Origin of the sequence: Lentzea sp. NPDC102401, from assembly GCF_044765805.1 — a bacterium.
GTDB classification, from domain to species: Bacteria; Actinomycetota; Actinomycetes; order Mycobacteriales; family Pseudonocardiaceae; genus Lentzea; species Lentzea sokolovensis.
Genome location: NZ_JBIWKS010000002.1, coordinates 781,605 through 802,852, shown reverse-complemented (window position 1 = coordinate 802,852; position 21,248 = coordinate 781,605). Strand labels below are relative to the sequence as shown.

Genomic DNA, 21,248 nt, shown 5'->3' with positions numbered 1-21,248 from the left:
CGGAGGTGTCAGTTGGGACGGTTGGCACGCGCCGGGCTGTACGCGGGCGCATTGATCGGGCCGTTCGGCGGCGCCGTCACCACGTCGATCCTGCCGGAGATAGGCGCCAGCTTCGGCCGCTCCGCCGGATCCGCGGCCTCGACGCTCACGTTCTACCTCGTGCCGTTCGCCGTGCTGATGCTGGCTTCCGGCACGCTCGCGCAACGCTGGGGTCCACAACGGACTGTCCGGATCGCCTACGTCGCCTACGCGCTGACGTCCCTGCTCGCGGCGTCCTCGTGGACGTTCGAGGTGCTGCTGGCCTCACGCGCGTTGCAGGGCGCGGCGAACTCGTTCACCACACCGGTGCTGCTGGCCGTGATCGCCGCCTCGACGCCGAAGGAGAAACTCGGGCGCGCACTGGGTTTGTTCGGGTCGATGCAGGCGGCCGGGCAGACGTCCGCGCCGCTCGTCGGTGGCCTGACCGCCGAGATCGACTGGCGGCTGGCGTTCGTCGTGATCGCGGTGGTCGCCGCGGCGCTGGCGGTCCTGGGCGTGCCGGAGACGGAGGCCGAACCGGAGCGCGACGCGAGTCTGCGCAGTGCTTTCGTGCCGAGCACGCTGAGGCCCGCGATCGTCGCCTTCGTCTGCTGGGGATGCCTGGGCGGGCTGTCGTTCCTCGTGGCGTTCCGGCTGGACGACGTGTTCGGTCTCGGCGCCGGTGAACGCGGAGTCCTGCTCACGGGATTCGGCGTCGTCGGGTTCCTGACCGCACGGCAGATTGGCAAGGCCATCGACAGGTTCGGTGCCGCCACCACCGTCGTCGTCGGCGCGACGCTGGGCGCCGGACTCGTCGCGGCCGTGGGCACGACACCGATCATGGCGGTCGCGGTCGTCGCGTGGGCGCTGACCGGTGCGGCCGCTCAGGGTGTGCTGGTGAGCATCAACGCGTTGGTGTTGCAGAGCGACAACGCCAACAGGGGCGGCAGCGTCAGTGTCGTGCAGTCACTGCGCTTCATGGGCGCGGCCGCGGCCCCGTTGGCGTTCGTCCCGCTCTACCAGGCGCACCCGTTGCTGGGCTTCCTGGTGCCGGCGGCTCTGCTGATCACGATCCCCGCGATCGTCACGTGGTCAGGTCGCGCCGGCGGAACCCGGCGAACCCCGCCGCCAGAAGCACCACCGCGACCACTGTGAGCCACGCGAGCGGCCCGAAGGTGATGTCCGGGTACTTCGGGACGTGCGTGAACGGCGAGACGTCGATGATCCACTGATCGAGCTGCAGGGCCGGGCCGAGCAGCGTGATCACCAGCGACACCGACACCACCGCCCAGCTCACTCCGGTGAGCTGAGGGAACAGTCCGAACAGGATCAGCGCCACGCCCGCGATCACCCAGGCGGCCGGGAGCTGGGCCAGTGCCGCGCCGAGCATCTTCGGCACGACCCCGCCCACGTCGTCGATCTGCAGCCCGTAGACCAGGCCCAGCCCGAGACCGGACGCCGCCAGCACGACCGCGCCGCCCACCAGGGCGAACACCGCGTGCGACGCGACCCAGCTCCAGCGCGAGACCGGCGTGGCCAGGATCGGTTCCGCGCGGAACGAGGTCTCCTCCGAGCGCAGCCGCAGGATCGCCTGCACGAGGTAGATAGAGGCGATCAGGCCGACCAGCTGGGTGACGGTCGCGAGGAACGCGTCCACCATCGCGTCGGCGCCGCCGATCTTGCTGACGATCTGCCCGAGCGTCGGGTTGTCCTGCACCATCTGCCCGACCGCCTGGGCGACGCTGCCGTAGATCACGCCCACCGCGAACAACGCGATGGACCAGCCGATCAGTGAACCCTTCTGCAACCGCCACGCGAGCCCGAACGGCGTGCTGATCGTGCTGTGCGGCGGGCCGAGCCGGGCCGGGAGCAGGCCGAGCCCGACGTCACGGCGGCTCACGACGTACGAGGAGACGCCCACCAGCACGACGAATGCCGCCAGCGGAAGCAGCAGCACCCAGAACCTGTTGTCCGCGAACGACCTCACGTTCTCGGTCCAGCCGATCGGCGAGAACCAGGTCAGCCACTGCGGGCCCGACTCCCCCGCCGCGTCGCCGGCCGCGCGCAGCAGGTAGACGACGCCGAGGAAGCCACCGGCGATCGCGTTGGACACGCGCGAGTTCTCCGAGAGCTGCGCGGTGAACGCGCTGACGCCGGTGAACACCAGCCCGACGCTCGCGGTGGACAGACCGAACGCGAAGGCGCCCGCCGGAGCGAGATCCTTGCCGATCAGCGCCAGCGCCTGCAGCAGACCGATCAGCAGGCTCGTGCCGCCCGCGACGATCACGGCGGCGGCGAGCGGCGCGTGCCGTCCGACGACCGTGGCCGCGACGAGTTCGGTACGGCCGGCTTCTTCTTCGGCGCGCGTGTGCCGCGTGACGACCAGCATGGCCATGATCGCGATGAACAGGCCGGAGAAGACGCCCCAGCGCCACACGACCAGGCCGCCGAGTGACGACCAGTCGTGCAACGGGCCGAGCATCGCGAGGAACGCGGAGTTGGCGTTCGCGGTGGCGCCGAGCAGGTCCCGTGACTGCTGCGTGTTGTACAGCTCCTCGAGCGCGGTCGTCGTCGAGTAGGTGACGCCGACCAGGAAGAACACCCAGACGGGCAGCAGGATCCGGTCGCGGCGCAGGGCCAGGCGGACCAGTTGCCAGGTGCCGGTCATTTCACGTCCTCGTAGTGGCGCAGGAAGAGCTCTTCCAGGGTCGGCGGCTGCGAGGTCAGCGTGCGCACGCCGGTGGACACGAGCTGCTTGAGCACGAGGTCGAGCTTGTCCGAGTCGACCTCGAACCGGACGCGGTTGCCCTCGGCCACGAGGTCGTGCACACCGGCCATCGACATCAGCCCGTTCGGCGGCCCCGCGAGCTCCGCGGAGATGGACGTGCGGGTCAGGTGCCTCATGTCGGCGAGCGTGCCGGTCTCGACGATGTGGCCGCCCCGGATGATGCTCACCCGGTCGCACAGCGCCTCGGCCTCGGCGAGGATGTGGCTGGAGAGCAGCACCGTGCGGCCGCGCTCGCGTTCGTCGTTGATGCAAGCCTGGAAGACGGACTCCATCAGCGGGTCGAGGCCCGAGGTCGGCTCGTCGAGGATCAGCAGCTCGACGTCGCTCGACAGGGCGGCGACCAGCGCGACCTTCTGCCGGTTGCCCTTGGAGTAGGTGCGGCCCTTCTTGCGCGGGTCCAGTTCGAAGCGCTCCAGGAGCTCCTCGCGGCGACGGGAGTTCAAGCCGCCGCGGAGCCGTCCGAGCAGGTCGATGACCTCGCCACCGGTCAGGTTGGGCCAGAGGTTGACGTCGCCGGGAACGTAGGCGAGCCGGCGGTGCAGAGCCGCGGTGTCCTTCCACGGGTCGCCGCCGAGCAGCCGCGCGGTGCCGGAGTCGGCACGCAGCAGGCCGAGGAGAACCCGGATCGTCGTCGACTTGCCCGCGCCGTTCGGCCCGAGGAAGCCGTGCACCTCACCGGTCTGGACGTCCAGGTTGAGATCGTCCAGTGCACGCGTCGAGCCGAAGGTCTTCACCAGGCCCGACACGGATATCGCAGATGTCATGCCCGGTAAGCTACACTTCTTTCACAACTTCGTGAAGGACGTAAATTTTGCTCGATCGGCTGACGAAAGGGGATGATGCCGCCGTGACGAGTACTACGGAGCGTGACACGCAGGCGGTGAGCCAGTTCGTCGAACGGTTCGGCGGGATTCTGGCGGACACCGGCGTTCCGCGCATGCCGGCTCGCATCCTCGCGGCGCTGCTGACGACGGACTCGGGACGGCTCACCGCGGCCGAGATCGCCGACCTGCTGCAGATCTCCCCGGCGGCGGTGTCGGGCGCGGTGCGCTACCTGACCACCGTCCAGATCGTCAGCCGCGAGCGCGAGCCCGGATCACGCCGCGACGTCTACCGGATGCGCGACAACGTCTGGTACGAGGCGACGTTCCGCAAGGACCAGATGCTGGGCATGATCGACGAGGTGCTCGGCGAGGGCGTCAAGGCGCTCGGTCCGGCCTCCGAGGCGGGGTCGCGGCTGGACGAGACGCGCGAGTTCTTCCGGTTCTGCCACGCCGAACTCGGCTCGATGCTGGACCGCTGGCGTGTGCACCGCGAGAAGTGGATGGAAGAGCGTCAGGACTGAAAGCAGAAAGGGGAGCCTCCACGGATGGAGACTCCCCTTCGCCGGCTGCGTCAGCCCGTGGTGAGCGTCAGACCGTAGGTCTCGAGGATCTCGTTGACCGGCTGGTAGTAGGTCGTGCCGCCGCTGGTGCAGTCGCCGGAGCCACCCGAGGTGACGCCCTGCGCCTGCGTGCCGCTGACCCACGAGCCACCCGAGTCACCGGGCTCCGCGCACACGTTCGTGCGCGTGAGGCCGCTGACCGAGCCCTCCTGGTAGTTCACGGTCTGGCTCTTGGCCTGGACCTCGCCGCAGTGCCAGCCCGTGGTCGAGCCGGAACGGCAGATCGAGGCGCCGACCGCGGACTCGGTGTGACCGGACACGACGACGTCGGCGCCGCCGTAGTGGTTCACCTTGGCCGTGGACGTCCAGGACGAGTTGGTCCTGACGAACGAGTAGTCGTTGCCGGGGAAGGACGACTTCTCGAACTCGCCCATCGCCGTCTTGTCGACGCCGGTCACCGTGTCGCCGGGCGACCCGCAGTGCCCGGCGGAGACGAAGCCGCCCGCGACCGCGAAGCCGACGGAGCAGCGTCCGGCGTTGTTGATGTAGTAGGCGTCGCCACCGCGGGTGTCCTTGAACAACCGCGGGGCCTCGTCGGTCTCGACGACCTTCGCGACCGAGCCCGCCTTCTCCACCAGCGTCCGCGCCGCCTGGGTCTGGCCGCGCTTGACGGTGATCGTGACCGCGTTCGCCTTCGTGTCGACGAACCAGCCGGTGACCTCGGCCGGAGCCTGTGCCGCGTCCAGCTTCGCCTTGGCCGCGTCGAGGTCACTAGCCTTGTGCGCGACCGTGCGGGGCTCCGCGCCGAGCTTGCGGAGCCGGTCGGCCTTGGCCGCGTCGGTCACGCCCACGACGAGCTTGCCGATGGACGCGTCGAACCACGCGCCGCCGTAGCTCTCGCCGGCGAAACCTTCCGCGACACGCTGCAGGACCGTGGCCGCGCTCTCCTGGCGCAACCGTTCCGCCGCCTGCGTGGCGTCCAGCCCGAGGTCGCGCTGCATCGCGGCGAGCAGGTCGGCGGACGGTCCCTCGGCGGCGACGGCGGCAGGGGAGACCGTCGTCGCGAGAGCACCCGCCAACACGGCCACAGCTGCGACAGCCATGCGCTTCATAGGCAATTCTCCTTGGTCTTCGGTTCTGTGCAGGGCCGGTGTAACGCCGGACCGGGCAACCGCGATGAGGAGATCAGCTGTGCTGCAACACAGCGCGTACGACACCGGATGAATGGCGTCCCCAGGCGGCGAACTGCCCGATCAGTTCGTTCCTCCGTCTGGGCGACGCTACTTCGGCATGCCTACCGGACGGTAGGGTCGATCGAGGGGTGGACCTCGCGGCGTTCGGGTTGATATAGGGAAAGCAAATACGTTCTCTCGGCCTATTTCCGTGACTGTCCGCAACTGTCGCTTTGACACGAAATGTCAAATCTGTCAACAGTTCGCACTCCTCGGCGTATCCCTCTGACCTGCGGTTTAGGGCTAGCGTGCTGGTCACCCTGTTCCCTGCACGAGGGAGAACCCTGCAATGCGAAGAGTCTTGGGTACGGGACTCGCTGCCGCGGCCGCCGTATGTCTGGCCGCCGCCGTGGTCCCCGCCGCATCAGCTCAAGAAAACGTGGGGACGATTCTCGGCGCCGACCGCGCCGATGTCGTGAAGGACAGCTACATCGTCTCGCTGAAGGCCGACACGGCGTCGAGGGCCGCCGCACCGGGCTTGGCGAGCAAGTACGGCGGCCAGGTCGGTCAGGTCTGGCAGCACGCGCTCAACGGCTTCTCGGTGAAGATGACGGCCAAGCAGGCCGCCAAGCTCGCCGCGGACCCGAAGGTCGCGTACGTCCAGCAGGACGCCGAGGTGCACCTGCTCGACGTCCAGCAGAACCCGCCGTCGTGGGGCCTGGACCGCGTCGACCAGCGCGACCTGCCGCTGAGCAACAGCTACCAGTACGACACCACGGCGTCCAACGTGACGGCGTACGTCATCGACACCGGTGTGCGCACGACGCACTCCACGTTCGGCGGCCGCGCGTCGTGGGGCACCAACACCTCCGGTGACGGCAACAACACCGACTGCAACGGCCACGGCACGCACGTCGGCGGCACCATCGCCGGCTCCGAGTACGGCCTCGCGAAGGGCGCCAAGGTCGTCGCCGTCAAGGTGCTGAACTGCTCCGGCTCCGGCACCACCGCCGGTGTCGTCGGCGGTATCGACTGGGTGACGGCGAACGCGGTCAAGCCCGCTGTCGCCAACATGTCGCTCGGCGGCGGCGCGGACGCCACCCTGGACGCGGCCGTGCGCCGTTCCATCGCGGCCGGCGTCACCTACGCCATCGCGTCCGGCAACTCGAACACCGACGCCTGCAGCACCTCGCCTGCACGCGTCACCGAGGCCATCACGGTCAACGCGTCGACCAACACCGACGCGCGCGCCTCGTTCTCGAACTACGGCTCCTGCACGGACATCTACGCGCCGGGTCAGAACATCGTGTCGTCGTGGAACACCAACGACACCGCGACGAACAACATCTCCGGTACGTCGATGGCCACCCCGCACGTCGCGGGCGCGGCAGCCCTCTGGCTCGCCACGCACCCGACCGACTCCCCGGCCGCGGTGTGGGACGGCCTGAACGCCGCCTCCACGCCCAACAAGATCACCAACGTCGGCGCCAACACGCCGAACAAGCTGCTCTACACGCTGTTCGGCGGCGGCCAGCCGGGCAACCCCTCGGTGACGAACCCCGGCACGCAGACCTCCACGGTCGGCACGGCGGCGTCGTTGCAGCTCTCGGCCAGTGGCGGCACCGCGCCGTACACCTGGTCCGTGAGCGGCCTCCCGGCCGGTCTGTCGGCGTCCGCCTCCGGCGCGATCTCCGGCACCCCGACCACGGCGGGCACCTCGTCCGTCACCGCCACGGTGACCGACGCCGCGAACAAGACCGGCACGGCGACCTTCTCGTGGGTCGTCAACGCGGTCGGCGGCAGCTGTGACGCCCGGACCAACTCGACCCCGGTCGCGATCCCGGACCAGGCCACGGTGACCAGCACGATCGTCGTCTCCGGCTGCGCGGGCAACGCGTCGGCCACCTCGTCGATCAAGGTCTCGATCACCCACACCTACAAGGGCGACCTCGTGGTCGACCTGGTCGCGCCCGACGGCACGGTCGTCAACCTGCACAACCGGTCCGGCGGCTCGGCCGACAACATCAACGAGACCTACACCAAGAACCTCTCTGGTGAGGCTGCCAACGGCACCTGGACGCTGCGCGTGCGCGACGCGGCGTTCCTGGACACCGGCACGTTGAACAGCTGGACGCTCGACGTCTGAGCAGACCAGCTGTAACCGCTGAACGAGACCGCCCCCGGTGCTTCCGCCTCGGGGGCGGTTTCCTTCACCCGCAGCGTTCCGCCGCCTCCGCCGCGGCCTGCAGCACGACCGGAGGCAGCCTCGGCACGTCCCGCGCCTGCCGCTGCGCCTCGGCGAACACCTCACGGGCGAGCCCGACGTCCGCGACCCCGGCGAGCAGGTACAGCTCCTTCACGAAATCGCGCCCGAGCCCGGCCTCCCGCCAGTCCGCCACGCCTCTCAAAGCGGCCCCGCACTCCCGCAACGCGTCCCAGGCGGAGCCGTGATCCCCGGCCTGGCGTTCGAGTTCCGCGAGGACGCACCACCCGACTGCGCGATTCCAGTCACTGTCCGCGAACGGGAGAGCCTCCCGCTGGGTCCGCGCCGCCTCCGCGAACTCCCCCAGATCCGCCAGCTCGTAGCGCAACTGGTTCAACGTGCCGATGTCCCTCGAACGGCCCAACGCCCACCGGTCCAGTTCCGCGCGGGCCAGCTCCCGCTCCCCCGCCAGCTTCGCGCGCTCGACCCACGTCAGCGGGTCCTCGTCAGCGGGATCCAGCGGGAACCACTCGTGGCGGCTCTCCAGCCACGCCCGCACGTCCTCGTCGTCCACCTCCCGGCCGAGGAGGAACTCCAGCACCTCGTCGCGATCGGGGTGGTCGCTCGCGCGCACGTGCGCGACCGTGGCCTCGGTGCCGGCGGCGAAGACGTGCTCCTGGTCGTAGCCGCACCAGGTGTCGAAGTTCGCGCGCTTGATCGCGTGCTGCCGCCACACGTCCTCGACCTGCCCGTGCACGGCCAGCAGAAAGCCAGCCAGCTGGGCCTGCTCGCCGATGCCCTGGAACGGCGCGTTGCGGCGGCACAACGCCTCCTGCTCGGCCAGGAACCGCAGCAGCGGCAGGTCCTCGGGCCGTCGGTCGTACTGCAACGCCCACAGGACCTTGGCGCGCGGCACCTCGTTCACGTCGTCGCCGTCGCCGGTGCTCTCGTAGCGCAGTTCCTGCCACGCTGCCGCTGACTCCCGCATGCGCGCGAGGTCGCGCCGTGCCGCCTCCATCACGGGTCCATTGTGGGCTGTCGCATACTTCATCCATGACTTCTGGGGGAAGTTGGCAGGTCGTCGTGCACAACGACGACGTGAACTCGTTCGTGCTCGTGCACCACATCCTGCGCACGGTTTGTGGCCACGACGATGCGCGGGCACGAGAGAAGACGATGGAGGTCCACCGCTCCGGCCGTTCCGTCGTGGGTGCCTACGACCGCGCTTCCGCCGAGGCGATGGCCTTGCGGCTGGTGAGGTTCGGGGTGCGCGCGACGGTGGACGGTGCGCGATGACCGAGGTGCACTTCGACGCCTTCCCCGCCGGCGACGGCCTGCTGGCCCGCAGTTCGGACGAGAACCTCACGGCCATGGCCGACCGGCTCGACGAGCTGGTGCGCCTGCTCGAGGACGGCGTGGTGCCGCCGGGACGCGAGAGGCGGTGGCGCACTCCGGCCGCGGACGTGCTGCTGAGGCGGATGTTCCCGATCTCCGACGAGTTCTGGGCCGCGCACCGCGAGATCCTCACCGATCCCGGCCCTGCGAGGAGGGTGCGCGCCAAGATCGACGAGCCGACGCCGTGGCTGATCGGCTTCGACGAGGTCGACGACTGGCTCATCGCGTTCGCCCTGATGCGCGCGCTCTACGTGACCCGGAGAACGGCGTCTGCCTCGGGCGCCGAGACGTTCAACCACGTCCCTGAGTGCCTGGCGGTGGCGCTGCACCCGAGCAGCGCCACCGGATGGCCTACCTAGAGGTCCACGCCCAGAAGCGCGTCCACCGCGTCACGGATCTGCGACGGCCCGTGCTTGTCCGTCCCGCCGTGCGTCAACGCCTCGTCAGCCCACGCGTCGATCGCGGCCAGCGCGCGAGGCGTGTCGAGGTCGTTGCCCAGGTGGTCGCGCAGCCGCGTCACGGTGTCCACAGCGGACGGTCCGGTGTCGAGGCCCGCGGCGGTGCGCCACCTGTCCAGCCGCGCCAGTGCCGTGTCCAGCAGTTCCTGCGACCACGGGCGGTCTTCGCGGTAGTGGCCGGAGAGCAGGGCCAGGCGAACGGCGTTCGGGTCCACCTTCTGCGAGCGCAGCTTCGAGACGAAGACCAGGTTGCCGCGCGACTTCGACATCTTCTCGCCGTCGAGGCCGATCATGCCCGCGTGCACGTAGTGGCGGGCGAACGGGTGCTGGCCGGTCTGGGCCTCCGCGTGCGCGGCCGAGTACTCGTGGTGCGGGAAGATCAGGTCGGAGCCGCCGCCCTGGACGTCGAAGCCGGCTCCGAGGCGGTTGTGGGCGATGGCGCTGCACTCGATGTGCCAGCCGGGGCGGCCCTCGCCCAGCTCCGACGGCCACGCGGGCTCGCCGGGGCGCTTCATGCGCCAGAGCAGGGCGTCGAGCGGGTGGCGCTTGCCGGGACGGTCCGGGTCGCCGCCGCGTTCGGCGAACAGCCGGAGCATCTCCTCGGCGGAGTAGTTCGACTCGTAGCCGAAACGGCCCGTGGCGTTGTGCGAGAAGTAGATGTCCGGGTACTCGGAGTCGTCCGCACGATAGGCGTGGCCGTCGGCGAGCAGCTTCGCGACCACCTCGACGATCTCGGGGACCGCCTCGACGACGCCGACGTAGTCCTGCGGCGGCAGGACGCGCAGCGCCTCCATGTCCTCGCGGAACAGGGCGGTCTCGCGCATCGCGAGCACCTCCCAGTCGTCCTTGTCCCGCAGCGCCCGCTCCAGAAGCGGATCGTCCACGTCGGTGACGTTCTGGACGTAGTGCACGTTGTGGCCGTTGTCGAGCCACACGCGGTGCACGAGGTCGAACGTGAGATAGGTGGCGGCGTGGCCGAGGTGCGTCGCGTCGTACGGCGTGATCCCGCAGACGTACAACCTGGCGGTGTCTCCTGGAGCCGTCGGACGCACTTCGCCCGTGGCCGTGTCGAACAGCCGCAGCGGGCGGGGGTCCCCCGGAACCCGCGGCACAGGAATTGATGACCAGGTCTGCATGCATCCGACACTAACGCGTGCCGCGGAGTGGAGCGTGATTTCCGGGGGCTGGGACGCGCGCGCTCGATCCGTTCGGACAGAAAGAGCGGACATTCGTTGACGCCGTCCTCACGCCGCCCCTAGCTTCCGAAGGCATGCTTCGTGTCGTCGTAGCCACGGTGGTAGCGCTCTCACTGGCCCCCGCAACCGCGCAGGCCGAACCCCTGGATGCCTTGGCGTATCTGGAGAATCCCAGAATGACCGGGGAGAACCAGGAACCTCCGCACCCGGACCTGAAACCCGAGCGCAGGCTCAGCCTCAACGGCGAGTGGCGCATCCGGATGTTCGACAGGCCACAGGACGTCAGAGACACGCCCGACGGATGGCGCACGGTCAAGGTCCCCCACACGTGGCAGACCGACTTCCTCGACCACCCGATGTTCCGCAACATTCCCACCGAGATGTACCCGGACGCCCCGCCGGCCATCCCGCACGACGTCAACCCCACCGGCGTCTACGAGAAGACGTTCGACCTGCCGGCGAACTGGGACCGCACGCTGGTCCGCTTCGAGGGCGTGACCAGCGGATACTTCGTCTGGGTCAACGGCACGTACGTCGGCTACGACCAGGGCGGCTACACGCCCGCCGAGTTCGACCTCACCAGCAGGCTCAAGCCCGGCCGCAACACGATCAGGGTCCAGGTCCACCGCTGGGGCTCCGGCTCCCACCTGGAGGACTACGACCAGTGGCGGTTCTCGGGCATCTTCCGCGAGGTCTGGCTCTACTCGACGCCGAGGACCTACCTCCAGGACGTCACGATCAGGACCGACCTCGACGACCGGTACCGCGACGCCACGATCAGCACGGACGTCAAGATCGGCGGCCCGCGGGAGGGCCACACCGTCCGGACCAGGCTCTTCGACCCGCGGGGCCGCGAGGTCGCCGTCCAGGACGGCAAGGTCGCGAACCCGCTGAAGTGGACCGACGAGACCCCGAACGTCTACGAGTTGCGCGTCGAGCTGCTCAAGGACGGCCGCGTGATCCAGACCGGGATGCAACCGGTCGGGTTCCGCGAGATCGAGATCATCGACCGGCAGTTCAAGATCAACGGCAGGCGCGTCCTGTTCCGCGGCACCAACCGGGCCGAGACCAGCGTGCACGGCAGCCGCTACGTCACCCGCGCTGACCAGGACGAAGACGTCCAGCTGATGAAGCGGTTCAACATCAACGCCGTCCGCACGTCGCACTACCCGAGCGACCCGTACTTCTACGAGCTCGCGGACCGCAACGGCCTGATGATCGCCGACGAGGTCGACATCGAGACCCACCACCACGACGGTTGCCCGAACAACTGCCTCGCCGAACGCCCCGAGTGGCAGGACGCGTTCCAGGACCGGTTCACGGCCATGATGCAACGCGACAAGAACCACCCGAGCGTCGTCATGTGGGACACCGGCAACGAGGCCGGTCTCGGCAAGGCGCACTACGCGATGGCCGAGTACGCGCGGAAGAACGACACCCGCCCGCTGTACCACCAGCCGAACGTGCCGGACGGCGACGCGCCGTTCGCGGACGTGGCCGGCCCGCGCTACCCGTCGCCCGCGAGTCTCGAAGCCAAGGCGAAGACCACGACCAAGCCGATCATCATGGGCGAGTACGCGCACGCGATGGGCAACAGCCTCGGCAACTTCAAGGAGTTCTGGGACGTCGTGCGCGCCTATCCGCAGGTGCAGGGCGGTTTCATCTGGGACTGGGCCGAGCAGAACATCGCTCTACCGCTCTACACCACACCGGACGACGCGAGCGGCATCCTCTCCTACCTGTCCGGCAAGCCGTCCCAGGTGGACGGACCGCACGGCAAAGCGTTGCAACTCAGCGGACTTGACGACTTCGTGGAGGTCTATCGCGACCGCAGGCTCGACGAGGTCACCACCGGCCTCACCCTGGACGCCTGGGTCAAGCCCGACACCTGGACCGGCGACTTCACCGTCATCTCCAAGGGCGACCACCAGTACGCGCTGAAGATGTCCGACGCCACCACGCTGGAGTTCTTCGTCCACAGCGGCACCTGGCGCACGTTCCGGGCCACCGTCCCGGCGGACTTCTACGGCAACTGGCACCGCGTCACCGGCACGTTCGACGGCTCGAAGCTACGGCTGCTGATCGACGGCCGGGAGGTCGCCACCACCGACCACAGCGGTGCGATCGACTGGTCGCACTGGCCGGTCAACATCGGCCGCAACGCCGAGACCATGCAGGAGAACGTCGGCACGCGCATGGCGCACGGCTCGGTCGATCAGGTCCGGATCTACCACCGCGCCCTGACCGGCACCGAGCTGGCTCAGGACCCGAAGAAGACCGCCGTGCTGGCGCTCGACTTCGAGAAGCTGGAGGACAAGGGCCGCAAGCAGTCCTACGGCGCGGGCACCGGTGGCGTCGACGGTGTGGTGTGGTCCGACCGCAGGCCACAGCCGGAGACCACCGAACTGATGGCCGTCCACTCCCCCATCCGCTTCTCCTTCACCGACAACAAGCTCACGACCGTCAGCGAACGCCAGTTCACGGGTACCGACGACCTCGAACTGCGCTGGCAGGTCCAGGACAACGGCCGCACGATCGCCGAGCACCGCGGCGGGCTGCGGCCGGGCACGATCACGTTGCCCGACTTCAAGGCCGAGACCGAGCGCTGGCTGACCGTCCGCGCCACCGACCGGCGGGGCGACGACGTCGGCATCGCCCAGTTCCCACTGGGCGGCACGCAGATCGCCGGCCTGCACACGCCGGGAGCACCCGGCAGGCTCACGACCACCCAGAACGACGACGAGATCGTGTTGTCCGGCAAGGACTTCCGCTACGTCGTGAGCAAGAGGTCCGGCACGCTCACGTCGATGCGCGTGCGGGGCACCGAACTGCTCAGGACCGGCCCGGAGCTGGACGCGTGGCGCGCCCCGCTGTCGAACGAGTTCATGAGCGAGGACGGTTCCTGGTACCGCAACGGTCTCGACCGCCTCAAGACCACACCGTCGAGCGTCACCGTCACCCAGAACGCCACCGACACGGTCATCACGGCCAAGTCCACCGCCCAGGCCGTGGCCGGAGCGTCGTTCGGCCAGACCTTCACCTACCGGATCACGGGTGACGGCGAGATCAACGTCGGCCACCGGGTCGCAGCCCAGGACCGCATGCGCGACCTGAGTTATCTTCCAGGCATCGGTTTCACGCTCAAGGTTCCCGACGACTACGGCAAGTTCACCTGGTACGGCCGCGGTCCCGGCGAGAACTACGACGACCGCAAGTCGGGCAACCCGGTCGGCGTCTACCAGTCCACTGTGGACCGTGAGTTCAACGACTACTACAAGCCGCAGGACTTCGGCAACCACGCGGACACGCGCTGGGCGACGCTGTCCAACGGCCGCGCGGGTCTGCTCGTCGCGGGCGACCTGGACGTACGAGTCTCACGGTACGACGACCTCGACCGTGCCGCGTACCCGTTCGCGCTCAAGAAGAACGACGGCTGGACCACCCTGCACGCGGCACATCGCGTGACGGGCGTCAGCGAGACGTTCCACGAGCCGTTGCCGCAGTATCAGGTGGAGGCGGGCAACGAGTACGCGTACTCCGTGCTGCTGCGCCCGCTCACGCCCGTGGAGGCCGCGACGGGCAAGCTCGGCCGTCAGGTCGACTGCGCCCCCACGGCAGTCCTCAACGCCACCGACACGGTTCTCGAACCAGGTGAGCAGGTCGAGGCGGAACTGGTCGTGACGAAGCCCTGCCCCGGCACGACCACGGCCAGGCTGACCGCGCCGGACAACTGGTCCGTCACACCGGGCACCGTCGACCTCTCCAGCGGTTCCGCGAAGGTGACGATCAAGCGCGAGGGCGGCGAGACCGGCACCCGCCCGGTCTTCGCGGAGATCAGCTCGGGCAAGGCGGCGAGCACGATCACCAAGGACTTCACCGCGACGCCGCGTCCGCCGCAGGGCGAGGCATCGGTGTCCGCGCTGGAGTTCCTCGACGAGCGCAACGGCTGGGGCCCGATCGAACGCGACCGCAGCAACGGCGAGAACTCCGGCGGCGACGGCAACCCGATGAGCATCCGGGGCGCCAAGTTCGACAAGGGCGTCGGCACGCACGCCGACTCGGAGTTCCAGATCTACACCGGCGGCAAGTGCTCGACGCTCACCGCCGCGATCGGTGTCGACGACGAGACGAACGGCGGCGGCACCGTCCGGTTCGAGGTGCTGAAGGACGGGGTGTCCGCGTACCAAAGCCCCACGCTGACAGGACAAAGCGCGGCCGAACCGATCACCGTCGACACGTCTGGAGCAACGGTGCTGACGTTCCGGGTGACAGACAGCGGTGACGGCAACGCCCACGACCACTCCGACTGGGCGAACCCCGTTCTGAGCTGCAACGCGGGGTGATCACAATCTTCACCGCGTCTTTCACCGTTCAGCAGGACACCTCGCGGTATCAGCCCCCGCCCCCCATATGCCCGATATGAGGGGCGGGGGCTGATACCGCGATGCGACCGTCTGAGGGGCGAAAGACGCGGCAAAGGTTAGTGATCACCCCGCGTGGGCGTACCGTTGGAGATCAAGGGCATTCGCCGATGAAAGGCGGGGTCTCATGGTCTTCTTCGAAATCCTCGGTGGTCTCGTCGTGCTCGGAGGCCTCGGCCTCGCGATGAGCGCGAGAGTGATCAAACAGTTCGAACAGGGACTGGTGTTCCGGTTCGGCAAACTCCGGGAGGGCGTGCGCGGGCCGGGGCTGACGATGCTGGTGCCCGGGGTCGACCAACTCAGGAAGGTCAACCTCCAGATCGTCACCCTGCCCGTGCCGGCCCAGGACGGCATCACGCGCGACAACGTCACCGTGCGCGTCGACGCCGTCATCTACTTCAAGGTGCAGGACGCGGCGAAGGCCGTCATCAACATCGAGGACTACCGGTTCGCGATGCAGCAGGTCGCGCAGGCCTCACTCAGGTCGATCATCGGCAAGAGCGAGCTCGACGACCTGCTGTCCAACCGCGAGCGCCTCAACCAGGGCCTGGAACTGATGATCGACACACCCGCGCTGGAGTGGGGCATCGACATCGACCGCGTCGAGATCAAGGACGTGGCGCTGCCGGAGAGCATGAAGCGCTCGATGTCGCGGCAGGCCGAGGCCGAACGGGAACGCCGCGCCCGGATCATCACCGCGGACGGCGAGCTGCAGGCGTCCAAGAAGCTCTCCGAGGCCGCCGGGACCATGGAGGCCACGCCCGGCGCGCTCCAGTTGCGGCTGCTGCAGACCATCGTGGAGGTGGCGGCGGAGAAGAACTCGACGCTGGTGCTGCCGTTCCCGGTGGAGCTCCTGAGGTTCCTGGAGAAGAACACGAACATCGAGTTGCCCAAGGACTCGGCCGAATGAGTTAACCGGAGTAACACCCCTTGCCGCACGGCGACGTGTGGACAGGGGGTAGTGAGTCATGCAGGAGAGGGTCAGAGGCAGGTTCGTCGGCATCGGCGTCGGCTCCTACGAGCTGGTGCAGCCGCTGCAGCACGCCGTGAGCGACGTGCGGGAGCTGCGCGCCCTGCTCAAGGGCTACGAGGGCGAACCGCTGGCCGACCCGGCCGAGGCCGACATCCGCGCGCACATGAAGGCGCTGCGCACCAAGCCGCAGGACGGCGGCGCGCTGGTGGCGTTGTGGAGCGGGCACGCCATCCCCGTCGCCGGCAACCTCAGGCTCCTGGCCAGGGACAACGACGGCGTGGTCGACGGCATCATGCTGCACGAGTTCGCGCTGTGGTGTGCCGCGTCGGGCGCGCACCAGGTGCTCATCATCATCGACGCCTGCTATTCGGGCGCCCAGCTCGACGAGGCCGTCCGCACGGTCGCGGCCGTCCAGGAGGAGTTGCTGGCCGGTCAGGTGCACTGGGCCGGCGTGCTGGTGTCGTGTTCGAGCATCGAAACGGCCCGTGACGGCCTGTTCGGCGGCAAGCTCCGCAAGCTGCTGCGTGCCGGTCCCACGGCCGATGAGGACGCATGGCGCTGGAGCGACCGCATCGCGTTGATCGACGGCGGCGCGGTCGGTACGGCGCTGCTGAACGCGTGGGACAGCGACGTCCAACGGCCTCGCTTCATGCAGTACGGGTCCGCACAGCCGATGCTGCCGAACCCTCTCTACGCCGCGAACACGGTCGTGAAGCACCTTCTGCTCGCGGCCCGCGGTGGTGACTCCACGACCAACCGGTCGTGGTTCACCGGCCGTACCGCCCAAGTCGACAAGGTCGTGAGCTGGGTGAAGTCCGGGGTGGCCGGCCTGCGGGTGGTCACCGGGTCGCCGGGCACGGGCAAGTCCGCGGTCGTCGGCCGAGTTGTCAGCCTGTCCAACTCGGCCGAGCGCGACCGCCTGCTGTCCGCCGGGCCGCCGTTCCGGCACGCCGACCCCGGTCCCGAGTCGGTCGACGCGGCCGTGCACGCCCGCGCGATGGACGCCGACCGCGTCGCCGACCTGCTCAGCCGCCAGCTCGTCGCGGCGGGCCTGATCCCCGCGCCCGACGGCCCGCGCCGGGGCGCCGCCGAACTGGTGGGCGTGGTCAGCGCGTTGGGCACACCGCCGGTGCTGGTGGTCGACGGCCTGGACGAGGCGCGCGGCGAGTCGTTCTCGATCGCCACCTCGCTGCTGACCAAGCTCGCGGCCTGCGCCGTCGTGATCGTCTCGACCCGGCAGGCGCAGCGGGTCGCGGGTGGCGCTCCCCTGCTGACCGAGCTGTCGCCGGTCGACGTGCTCGACCTCGACGAGGCGGGCAGCGAGGCCGACGTGCGCGAGTACGTCCTGGCGCGCCTGGGATCCAGCGCTCCGCAGTCCACTGTGGACGAGCTGGCGAAGCTGCCGTTCCTGACCGCGTGGATGATCACCGACCAGGTGCTGGCCGACGGCGGTGGCGACCTCCGGTTCTCGCTGGAGGCCGCGTTCGACCGTGAACTCGCGAAGGTGTCCTCAGCTCGTGCGCTGCTGACCGCGTTGACGTGGAGCTACGGTGCGGGTTTCCCCGAGGCCGAGTGGATGGCGGTCGCGCAGGCGTTGTCCGGCGAGGAGTTCACCCGTGACGACATCACCGCCGTGCTCACCGAATTGGGCCGTCACGTCGTGCAGGACGGCGAGGAGGGCACGGCGGTCTTCAAGCTGACGCATCAGACGTTCGCGGACCACCTGCGGCCGCAGTTCGCGCCGTGCCGTGACGTGGTGTTCGCACCGGGTGCGGAGAAGGTCGCCTGCGCGTTGATCCGGCTCTACCGGCAGCGCATGGAGGCCGGCGTGCCGCCGAACGTGCCGGGCTACCTGTGGAAGTACGCGTGGCGGCACTGCGGGCACGCCGGCACGCAGGCGTTGGACGGGCTGCGCGATCTCGCGGGCATGAACCGGATGTTGTTGCCGGACATCGCGCTCGCGGCGACGACTGCGGCGAACGAGCTGATGCACTGGGGTCGCGGCGACGAGGCCATCGCGCCTTTCGAAGAAGCCGCCGAGCACTTCCGCGCGTTGGTTCCCACGTTGCGGATGTACCTGGCGGACTTGGCTTTCGTGCTGAACAAGCTCGGCCGCCGGTTCCGTGACGCCGGACGCCTCCAGCAGGCGGTGGCGCCCGCGGAAGAGGCCGCCGTGCGCTACCGCGAGCTGGTGGCGTCGACGCCGACGACAGCGGAAAGCCTTACGCACAAACGGCTCGCGCAACGCATCGCGAAGACGACGACGCACGGCGTTGACAACCCGACGTACGCGGCGCACCTCAGTGGCGCGTTGGTGGACCTGAGCGAGATCTACGCGATGCTGGGACGTAGGCGGGAGGCCCTGTCCACGGCCCGTGACGCCGTTGCGGCGGTCGAAACCGATGCACCGCTTGCGCGCGCGGTGACGTGTCTTGCCGCACGGTGCAGCGACTCGGGCCTGCGCTACGAGGCCATGCAACGGTCGAAGCAGGCCGTCGAGCTGTACTACTCGCTCGCGCAGACGAACCCGGTGTTCCTCGCGGACCTGGTCAGCGCGTTGGTGGAACTGAGCCGCGACTACCTGGCCCTGGGCAGGCTGTCCGACTCCGACGGCATGACCCGGCAGGCCGCGGAGATCAGCGGCACGCTCGGCCGGCACGCGGCGTTCCGTCCCCAGCTCGCGGACGCGGCGCTGAGCCTGAGCGTCGCCTACAGCATGGTCGACCGCACGGACGCGGCCCTCAACGCCGCCCGGCAGGCCGCCGACCTCGCCGACGGCTCGCGGATCCACGCCCAGGCGCTGCACAACCTGATGCGCCGCCAGCGGGACGCGGGCAAGCACAGGGACGCGCTGGCCACCGGGTTGCGGACCGTCGAGGTCTGCCTGCTGCCGGAGAACACCGACCGGCTCTCGACGCTGGCCGCCGCGTTGTTCACGCTCGACACGCTCTGCGCGGGGCTCAAGCAGCCCGAGATCGTCGAGGAGACCTGGGAACGGGTGGCCGCGCGGTTCAACGGCCCGCACCTCGCCACGCTGCTGATGCTGCGGGCGGCCGCGACGAGAGCCGGTGATCCGGCGGCGGCGAAGTGGCTGTGCCAGGCGCTCACGCACGTCGGCCAGTCACGGCAGGCGATGCACGACGTGCACGACATCGCGCGCCGTCACTACGACTCCGGCCCGTGGCCGTGGGACTCGACGCCGGACTGGCTGACGGTCGACCGGGCGTTGCTCAGGACCGCCCGCTCGTGGGTGTTCGCGCGTTCGTACGCCGAGGAGCGCGCGCTCCTGGTCGCACACCCCGAGTTGTTGTCCACGGACGCGGATGTCGCCGTCACGGAGGCGTTGTACGGAACGAGCCTGATCGAAGCGCAGGTCATCCAGTCGCGCCGCACGACCGCACAACAGCAAGGCGTCGCACTCGCCTATCGGCCGTGGCTGCTCGCGAGCCTCGCGGACGAGTTCATGGACGCCACGCCCGCACGCCGTCGCGAACTCCTCGCCACACGGCGGGAGGAGTTGCTGGACAAGGAAGTGCTGAAGAACGTCCGCGACAACCGGCCCGTGCACGCGTTGCTGCTGCTGGCCGACGAGGACGCCGATGTGCTCGACCTCGTGCTGGACGCCGTGGAAGACCCCACGCGCGTGACCGAGATCCTGCGCGGGCTCGCCGGCGGCGCGTCACCGCAGGCGTTGACCCAGGCCGTGACGGCGTTGGAACCGCACGCGTTGGCAGCGCTGTACAAGGCGGTCGCACGCGCTCGGGCCGGTGACGAACGTCTGGCGCTGCCCGCGGCGGACCAGCGTCTGGCCTGGATCCACGAGCTGACCTACCTGGTGCCCGCGAACCTCGCGTTGCTCTCCCTCATCCGCAAGCTCGCCGAGGAGACCTGATGACCGATCTGGTGGTGGTTCTGCCCGGCATTCTCGGCAGCACGCTGCGCAACGCCGACGGCATGGTCTGGGAGGTGTCCGGCAAGGCCGCGTTGCGCGCGGTGCTGACGCTCGGCCGCAGCCTGGGGCGGTTGAAGCTCCCCGCCGGCATCGGCGACGAGCACCCCCAGGACGGCGTCGAGCCCGTGGCGTTGATGTCGGACCTGCACGTCATCCCCGGCATCTGGACGCCGTTGAAGGGCTACGACCGGGTGACGCGCCGGATGAACTCGCTCGGCTACAGCGTCGAGAAGGGCACCCTGCTGCTGTTCGCCTACGACTGGCGGCTGTCGAACCGCTACAACGGCGCGTTGCTCGCCCGGCGGGTGGACGAGGCGCTGGACCGGATCGGGCCGGACGCCAAGGTCAGCTTCGTGTGCCACTCGATGGGCGGGCTGGTGGCGCGGTGGTGCATCGAGCAGTGCGGGATGGCCGAGCGCACGGCCAAGCTGATCACGATGGGCACGCCCTATCGCGGGGCCGCCACCGCGTTGGACCAGCTGGTCAACGGTGTGCGCAAGGGGCTCGGGCCGTTGGCGATCGACCTGACGGAGTTCGCGCGGTCGATGCCGTCGCTGCACCAGCTGCTGCCTGAGTACGCGTGCATCGAGTCGCCGGGCGGCCTGCTCAAGACGACTGAGACCTCGTTGCCCGAGCTCGACACGAAGATGGTCACGGACGCGATGGCGTTCCACGGCTCGTTGACCGACTCGTTCGCTGATCAGACGTACGCGATCCTCGGCGGTAAGCAGCCCACGGCCACCACCGCTCGTATCGCCGACGGCAAGGTCACCTGCTTCCGGACGTACGAGGGTGAGGACCTGTACGGGGACGCGACCGTGCCCATGGTCGGCGGCGTACGGCGCGGGCTGGCGTTGTCGTCGAACACGCTGCACCGCGTAACGGAGCAGCACACGTCGTTGCAGGACAACGCCGCCGTACTGGACGCGGTGGAGTCGTTCCTGACCGCGAAGGCCGTCGTGCCGCGCAACGTGACGGCGACCGAGCCTCAGCTCACCGTGCCCGACCTCGTGCTGACCGGGGAGGACCTGGAGGTCACCGTCGAGCTGAAGGACACGGCGGCGCGGGCGGTGAAGGTGGCGCTGCTGAACGAGCAGGGCAAACAGGTCGAATCGCGCAGTCCGGCGATCTCCGAGAGGATGACGATCAAATTCGATGAATTGATCCCCGGCGCCTACTACGTGCAGGTCAGCGGCATTTCGGTAGGCGCTCCGGTGGTCCCGGTGACCAGTGCGGTGCTCGTCATGGATTGCCCCTCGGTCTGACCGGGAGGACGATTCACGTCTGG

Annotated in this window: 14 protein-coding genes; 9 read left to right on the top strand and 5 right to left on the bottom strand. The window is 69.2% G+C overall.

Annotated features, from left to right (window positions below):
- Positions 1-12 precede the first annotated feature (12 nt).
- Positions 13-1,173, top strand: coding sequence for an MFS transporter (locus tag ACIRG5_RS09230; RefSeq protein WP_402902445.1), 1,161 nt, complete (start codon positions 13-15; stop codon positions 1,171-1,173).
- On the opposite strand, the gene ACIRG5_RS09225 is transcribed toward ACIRG5_RS09230, so the two are convergent.
- Positions 1,103-2,686 carry an ABC transporter permease gene (locus ACIRG5_RS09225; RefSeq protein ID WP_402902442.1) on the bottom strand — a complete coding sequence of 528 codons (1,584 nt, stop codon included), beginning with the start codon at positions 2,684-2,686 and terminating at the stop codon, positions 1,103-1,105. The genes ACIRG5_RS09230 and ACIRG5_RS09225 overlap by 71 nt on opposite strands.
- The gene (locus ACIRG5_RS09220; RefSeq protein WP_402902440.1) at positions 2,683-3,570 is read right to left on the bottom strand and encodes an ATP-binding cassette domain-containing protein; all 888 of its coding nucleotides are present in this window, start codon (positions 3,568-3,570) and stop codon (positions 2,683-2,685) included. The genes ACIRG5_RS09225 and ACIRG5_RS09220 overlap by 4 nt, the downstream gene beginning before the upstream one ends.
- Positions 3,571-3,653: 83 nt before the next feature.
- Here ACIRG5_RS09220 and ACIRG5_RS09215 point away from each other — a divergent pair, with 83 nt between their 5' ends.
- Positions 3,654-4,151: a GbsR/MarR family transcriptional regulator gene (locus tag ACIRG5_RS09215; RefSeq protein ID WP_402902437.1), complete on the top strand. Its 498-nt coding sequence runs from the start codon at positions 3,654-3,656 to the stop codon at positions 4,149-4,151.
- 50 nt (positions 4,152-4,201) lie between these two features.
- On the opposite strand, the gene ACIRG5_RS09210 is transcribed toward ACIRG5_RS09215, so the two are convergent.
- The gene (locus tag ACIRG5_RS09210; RefSeq protein WP_402902434.1) at positions 4,202-5,302 is read right to left on the bottom strand and encodes a S1 family peptidase; all 1,101 of its coding nucleotides are present in this window, start codon (positions 5,300-5,302) and stop codon (positions 4,202-4,204) included.
- A 499-nt stretch (positions 5,303-5,801) separates the two neighbouring features.
- Between ACIRG5_RS09210 and ACIRG5_RS09205 the strand changes: the two genes are divergently transcribed.
- On the top strand, positions 5,802-7,508 hold the full coding sequence (locus tag ACIRG5_RS09205) for a S8 family peptidase (RefSeq protein ID WP_402902431.1): 1,707 nt from the start codon (positions 5,802-5,804) through the stop codon (positions 7,506-7,508).
- A gap of 64 nt (positions 7,509-7,572) precedes the next feature.
- Here ACIRG5_RS09205 and ACIRG5_RS09200 read toward each other — a convergent pair whose 3' ends face one another.
- Entirely contained in the window at positions 7,573-8,586 is a 1,014-nt protein-coding gene (locus ACIRG5_RS09200; protein WP_402902428.1) for a hypothetical protein, read from the bottom strand.
- A gap of 32 nt (positions 8,587-8,618) precedes the next feature.
- Here ACIRG5_RS09200 and ACIRG5_RS09195 point away from each other — a divergent pair, with 32 nt between their 5' ends.
- Positions 8,619-8,861: an ATP-dependent Clp protease adaptor ClpS gene (locus ACIRG5_RS09195; RefSeq protein ID WP_402902425.1), complete on the top strand. Its 243-nt coding sequence runs from the start codon at positions 8,619-8,621 to the stop codon at positions 8,859-8,861.
- A complete protein-coding gene (locus ACIRG5_RS09190) occupies positions 8,858-9,319 on the top strand; it encodes a hypothetical protein (protein WP_402902422.1) in 462 nt (153 codons plus the stop codon). Before ACIRG5_RS09195 ends, ACIRG5_RS09190 begins: the two co-directional genes overlap by 4 nt.
- On the opposite strand, the gene mshC is transcribed toward ACIRG5_RS09190, so the two are convergent.
- Complete coding sequence (gene mshC / locus ACIRG5_RS09185) at positions 9,316-10,554, bottom strand: cysteine--1-D-myo-inosityl 2-amino-2-deoxy-alpha-D-glucopyranoside ligase (RefSeq protein WP_402902419.1); 1,239 nt, start codon at positions 10,552-10,554, stop codon at positions 9,316-9,318. The two genes, ACIRG5_RS09190 and mshC, sit on opposite strands and share 4 nt — an antisense overlap.
- 236 nt (positions 10,555-10,790) lie before the next feature.
- Here mshC and ACIRG5_RS09180 point away from each other — a divergent pair, with 236 nt between their 5' ends.
- The 4 genes from ACIRG5_RS09180 (at position 10,791) to ACIRG5_RS09165 (ending at position 21,225) form a co-directional block, all read left to right on the top strand.
- On the top strand, positions 10,791-14,957 hold the full coding sequence (locus tag ACIRG5_RS09180; protein WP_402902416.1) for a glycoside hydrolase family 2 TIM barrel-domain containing protein: 4,167 nt from the start codon (positions 10,791-10,793) through the stop codon (positions 14,955-14,957).
- Positions 14,958-15,162: 205 nt separating this feature from the next.
- The gene (locus tag ACIRG5_RS09175) at positions 15,163-15,945 is read left to right on the top strand and encodes a slipin family protein (protein WP_402902413.1); all 783 of its coding nucleotides are present in this window, start codon (positions 15,163-15,165) and stop codon (positions 15,943-15,945) included.
- Between the two features lie 58 nt (positions 15,946-16,003).
- A complete protein-coding gene (locus ACIRG5_RS09170) occupies positions 16,004-19,900 on the top strand; it encodes a hypothetical protein (RefSeq protein WP_402902411.1) in 3,897 nt (1,298 codons plus the stop codon).
- On the top strand, positions 19,900-21,225 hold the full coding sequence (locus ACIRG5_RS09165; RefSeq protein ID WP_402902409.1) for an esterase/lipase family protein: 1,326 nt from the start codon (positions 19,900-19,902) through the stop codon (positions 21,223-21,225). The genes ACIRG5_RS09170 and ACIRG5_RS09165 overlap by 1 nt, the downstream gene beginning before the upstream one ends.
- The last annotated feature ends 23 nt before the right edge of the window (positions 21,226-21,248 follow it).